This window comes from Mongoliibacter sp., from assembly GCF_007692705.1.
Taxonomy (GTDB): domain Bacteria; phylum Bacteroidota; class Bacteroidia; order Cytophagales; family Cyclobacteriaceae; genus Mongoliibacter.
The window spans coordinates 1-5471 of record NZ_REBN01000066.1; the positions used below are offsets into that span (position 1 = coordinate 1).

The window sequence follows — 5471 nt, forward strand, 5'->3', positions numbered from 1 at the left end:
CATTGGCTATGGCCAATGCCTCTTTATACTCTTCTGTATTGTACAAATACCTGGACTGACGGTATTTTAGGTTAAAAGAACTGGGTCCTATCTTCTCCAAACCCAGGTCTATGATCTCTTTTGCTTTTTCGTAATCTTCGGCATAAAACAAATTATCTACATAGGCCAGGTAAGCATCTTCATACTGTGGAGAAATGTTTATTGCTTTATCTAGATAGTATGAGGCAGAATCATACTTGCCATCCCAAGAATAAGACCTTCCGATCAGTATATGGTAATCACTGTAATTGGGGTATTTCTCCAAGACCATTTTAGCCATTTTTCTACCCTCGTCCCTTTTTCCATCTAAAATCAATTTTCGAGCCTCCAGAAACTTGGCATCAGGATCATAACTTTCCTGTGCTTGTACTGCAAGCGTCATGCAAAGCATAAGAAATAGGAATGTAATCGTCCTGATTTTCATGTAAATATATTTTTCTCCAAAGGGCATTTCATCATTCTTAATTTTGAGAAACCTCTACTTCTTGTTTATCCACGTCTTGTTTATCTACTGCTTTTTTGAAACCTGAACGGATCATTACGCCCCATCCGCCTTTACCTTTGAGGAAATCCCAGTGTCCTTTCAAACCCCATAAGACCATTCTTGGATGGATGATAAAGGGTTCTAGCAATATGACCTTCAATAAGCTTCGGAGGTCATCTTTATTTTTATAATTGTTGTAGGCCAATTGTTCGTACAAAATGCTAAATGATGATATCAGCACAGCGAAGAAGTAGATCAGCACAAATAGGGCTACCAGGTAAATTGCCGAGAAGTCACCTGTAATGATCATTGCCAAAGTATAGAGGACACCAATGCTTTCCATGATAGGAGCTGATTTCTCATAAATGCTCCAAAATGGGTAGGAGACCATTCCAAGCACTCCATACTTTGGATTCATAGCTATTTTTTTGTGTAGTTGGAGTGTCTCAATCGTTCCCCGCATCCATCTGTTACGCTGCCTTGATAGGATTTCCTCAGATTCGGGTACTTCAGTCCAACACAATGGATCAGGCACAAAACCTACCTTATAGGGAACGTTTTCCTCCTCCATGTACCTTCTCATCCGCACGATCAGCTCCATATCCTCTCCCACTGTTTGGGGCAAGTATCCACCTACTTTGAGAACCACCTCTCTGTTGAAAAAGCCAAAAGCGCCAGATATCAACATCAATCCGTTGATTCTGGTCCAAGCCATTCTACCCATCAGAAATGAACGAAAGTATTCGATAACCTGAAATTTACCCAATAAAGTATCCGGTACACGATAATCGGTTACTGTACCATCCTTGACCTCACAATTGTTTGCCACTCCTATGACACCCCCTACGGCAATCACCTTCCTATTGGTTTCTTCCATAAAAGGACGTGCCATTCGGGTAAGCGAGCCAGAAGAAAGGATACAATCCACGTCAATACAGGCAATGATGTCCATGGTAGACACATTGATACCAGCATTGAGCGCATCAGCTTTTCCTCCATTTTCTTTGTCTACAAAAGTAAGTTTGGCAAAAGAACGGTTGGTTGATTTATATATGGCACGTATTTCTTTACAAGCGATGCTTGGGTTAAAAGCAAAATCTGTTTTCACCAAATCAAAACTTGCTATCATTTTCTCTACTGAATCATCCTTAGAGCCATCATTTACAATAATTACCTCAAATTTAGAGTAATGCAGGGTAAGTAAACTTTTGGCGTTTTGGACTATGCTGAGACCTTCGTTGTATGCTGGGGCGATGATAGAGATACTTGGAGAAACAGGGCTGGTCACTACGTCAAGGTAGTCGGCAAACTTATTTTTCCGGAGATGATCTCTCATTTCCAATGCTGACAAGACGGTAATGATCAAATAGGAAACTATGATACAAAAACTGTATAACAGAAACATTATCCCCAAAATCTCTATCAGTATGTCAAATAAAAGGCTATACATTATTTAAAACAGGATCTTTAAGGTGACGACTAATTCTGAGTTCCAAGTCATTTTCGGTATGTCCATAGTACTCCTCAAAAACAATGGGGTCAAGGTGAAAAATAGCTTTCATTGCCGCTTTTTTGATGTCAAATTCATTGGTCAACTGACTAAGTTCAAAGAGGATTGTCAATGAAATTTTCTCACCAATATTTTGAATTAAAGTAATTGCCTCTGTTACCAATGGTATATTGTCTGACTTAAGATCAGCATATACAACTTCCAGACTATCTACATATCCAAACATGTTGAAGCAGCGGAGCATTTCAATTTTTTCAGGATCAGTAGATTCGGCATAACGCATATTCAACACTTCCAGCTGATCTACTAGTCCAAGATAGCGGATCAGTTTGATACCAAACACCCGTACACTTTGATTTTCTGACTCCAAGAGAAGCGATACGTTCCTATTATCCTTGGTGTACCGGATAATGCGGTAATAAATCATTTGCTGCCATTTGGAAAGCGGATATTTTTGGTTGGCCAAAACCTTCAGGTTTGAATCCCCTGAAATGTTCAAAAGTGTAGCTACGGCATTCGACCTGATATAGAAATTATCGTGGTTGATAAATTTATTCACCAATTCTTCCGCCTCAAGCACGTCCATTTCATTGATTTCTACAATACCTGTAGTTATAATATCCCATCTTTTGGAACTGAGTTTTTGAATGGTGTGCTTATCCAAATCCAGCTTACGGTAGATCAACTTCAATTTTTGTTTGAAATCACCTTTCATGTTTTTGTTGAGGCTGATGATCTCTTGGATCAATACATCATTGAAAAGTGAGTTATCCATCAAGTTTTTGGGAAGCACTGCAGCAATATCCCCTTTGGTCATTTCCTGAATTTCTTCCAAAGATTTCTCAAAAAGAAGGTTGGATAAAGGTTCATAGCACAAGTCTTTGAAGCGCTTTACTAAAACATCCTTATTTCTTTTTTTGGTTTTGATAATAAATATGACAATTACCAGTACGATAGCTGCGAAAACAAAAAAAGCCAGAAATGATATCAGGATGATCATTCTGATATCCGAGAGAATTTGGATCTTGAGTCTGTAAAATGGTTTGAAGTGCATTTTGTTTCCCAAAATAATCAACTCACCTACTTTGGTGTCGTCTTCTACCCTATCTTCCTCAATGATATAAAGCTCATTCCTGACCAGGTTATCGAAATAGGATTGAAGCCCTTCCTCTGAGATCATTTCATCAAACAAAAACGCCTGAATATCGCCTGACACTTCGTAGTGACTGTACACAGAATCCTGCAGTGCTTTGACATCTGTGTAATATTGTAGGGTATCGGTAACCCAGGTATTCGTCTGGGAGGATGGCCTGAGGGCGTAACTGTATGCATCTACACCCTGGGGCAAAGAAACACTGTAAACAAAACTTACACCTGGGACTTCTCTACCTTTTAAAAGCACCTCTTCAATCGGAACAGGTATAAAGTCAATTTCGTCTTGACCTTCCTGTGCAAAGGCCGAAAAAAATAAAAGCAAAAGGAAGACAGTCATCAATGCTATCTTCTGCTTTGCATTTCTATTAAATGGATTTATTGATTTCAATTATTGATTAATCTTTGAACCCTGATAGCGAGCTCATTCGGATTGAATGGCTTGGGTACAAAATCAGAGGCACCCAAAGTGAAAGCTTCCATAACCGTACTTTCTTCTTCTCCCAAAGAGCTTAACACAATAATAGGAACATTTGGATTAACTTTCTTGGAATAATTGATTATTTCTATGCCATTCTTGAATGGAATCATCACATCAGTAATAATCAAGTCAGGATTGGTGGTATCAATGGCATTCATTCCTTTGATTCCATCATCTACAGTAGTGACATTATAGCCATCCTTGTTTAATCTAAATCGAACAAGGCTTGATATCAACTTATCGTCCTCAATAATAAGCACATTCTTCATGATGAATCGTATTTAGGGTGATTATTGAACGAAAGATAATTATTAAAATATCAAAAAAAAATCCTTAAAACCGTTTAAAATATTTTAATAACAGGTAAAAAAAATACAATATATTTAAAATGCATTATGAATATTTTAATTTGCCGTTCTTAACCGATTTGGCCTATCTCGAAAAAATAACTTTTTTGCAAAAAAAATCTTTTATTAGATTGTAAACTATAACAAACATCAAAAACCACCGAAAAGTATGAATTTGAATTCAACGTTCAGGTTGCGTGCGGGGCTAATTGTTTTAATGGTATTGCTTAATTTTTCAACTGTGATGGCTCAGAGCGATCCTACCGGAGAAAGAAGGATAACCGGAACATATGCCATTAAAAACGCAAGCATCACCACCTCAGCAGGTACCACTGTCGAAAATGCGACAATATTAATTAAAGATGGGCTTATTCAAGCAGTAGGCTCCAATGTTAATATTCCAAAGGAAGCGCAAGTCATAGAAGGAGATTCCTTATTTATTTACCCTGGATTTATAGATGGGGCGAGTAATGCCGGGGTGGGAAAGGCTCCCGAAGGAGACCGTCCTTCCAATTTCAACCCTTCCAACCCACCTGATGAAATTGCAGGGATTACACCTTGGAGATCCGTATTGGATTATTATGACGGTAAAAGTTCACAGGTTACCGATGCTAGAAAAGCAGGATTTACCATCGCTCAAATACTTCCGGATGGAGGTATGTTGCCAGGTAAAGCTTCGATTGTAACCTATGGAGACCCGAGTTCCACGAATGTTTTGGCACAGCAAACAGCATTATCTGCCAAATTCAGGGGTATGGGCAGGGGCATGTATCCTGGCACAACCTTGGGTGTAATGGCCAAATTCAGGGATTTATATAAGAATGCAGAACTTTCCTCCGAACATGGGAGGCTGTTTGCCTCAAAAGCGGGACTACAACGCCCTGAGATCAACAAGACTTTAGAGGCCTTTTATCCGGTTTTGGACAAAAATATTCCCATCATTTTTGAAGTTTCCAGTGACCTTGAAATCAGAAGGGCACTGACACTGCAAAAAGAAAATGGCTTCAACATAGTATTGGCTGGCGTAAATGAGGCGGATGCGGTCATCGATGCAATTAAGATTTCCAATGCCAAGGTTTTACTGAGCATAAAATTACCTGATGACAAGGTGACCAAATCCAAGGTCGAGGACAAATCAGAAGAGGTACAGGCCAGGACCAAAAGGGTGATTGAAGCCTATGAACTTGCATTGAGGCAGGCTGCCATTTTGGAAGAAGCAGGAATCCCATTTGCCTTTGGGAGTATGGGAGGAAGAAGTGCAGACCTGCACAAAAATATTAAAATAATGATTGAAAATGGTCTGAGTGAAAAAGGTGCTTTGGCAGCATTGACGAGCAATGCAGCAAGTATTCTCGGAATAGAGAAGTTTGCAGGGACTTTGGAGAAAGGTAAACTTGCCAATTTGGTGATCATGACAGATCCAATATTCAGTGAAGAAGCGCAAATCAAGCATGTAGT

At 39.2% G+C, this 5471-nt stretch carries 5 protein-coding genes; 1 reads left to right on the top strand and 4 read right to left on the bottom strand.

All coding sequences use genetic code 11. The features are described 5' to 3' along the window. From EA341_RS01290 to EA341_RS01305, 4 genes are all read right to left on the bottom strand, one after another. On the bottom strand, positions 1–463 hold a 463-nt coding region (locus tag EA341_RS01290), incomplete at its 3' end, for a tetratricopeptide repeat protein (protein ID WP_367126802.1). 37 nt (positions 464–500) lie between these two features. Beyond that, positions 501–1973: a glycosyltransferase gene (locus EA341_RS01295; protein ID WP_293010870.1), complete on the bottom strand. Its 1473-nt coding sequence runs from the start codon at positions 1971–1973 to the stop codon at positions 501–503. Then, positions 1966–3576 (bottom strand): hypothetical protein, encoded by a 1611-nt coding sequence (locus EA341_RS01300; protein ID WP_293010871.1) that lies wholly within the window; start codon positions 3574–3576, stop codon positions 1966–1968. Before EA341_RS01300 ends, EA341_RS01295 begins: the two co-directional genes overlap by 8 nt. Continuing rightward, complete coding sequence (locus EA341_RS01305) at positions 3573–3935, bottom strand: response regulator (RefSeq protein ID WP_293010872.1); 363 nt, start codon at positions 3933–3935, stop codon at positions 3573–3575. The genes EA341_RS01300 and EA341_RS01305 overlap by 4 nt, the downstream gene beginning before the upstream one ends. 247 nt (positions 3936–4182) lie before the next feature. Between EA341_RS01305 and EA341_RS01310 the strand changes: the two genes are divergently transcribed. Then, the coding region (locus tag EA341_RS01310) for an amidohydrolase family protein (RefSeq protein ID WP_293010873.1) at positions 4183–5471 on the top strand (1289 nt) is incomplete at its 3' end.

What these genes read in the sequence shown, in the direction of transcription:
- EA341_RS01295 (WP_293010870.1), bottom strand. Translation starts at nt 1,973, where the DNA reads ATGTATAGCCTTTTATTTGACATACTGATAGAGATTTTGGGGATAATG.
- EA341_RS01305 (WP_293010872.1), bottom strand. Translation starts at nt 3,935, where the DNA reads ATGAAGAATGTGCTTATTATTGAGGACGATAAGTTGATATCAAGCCTT.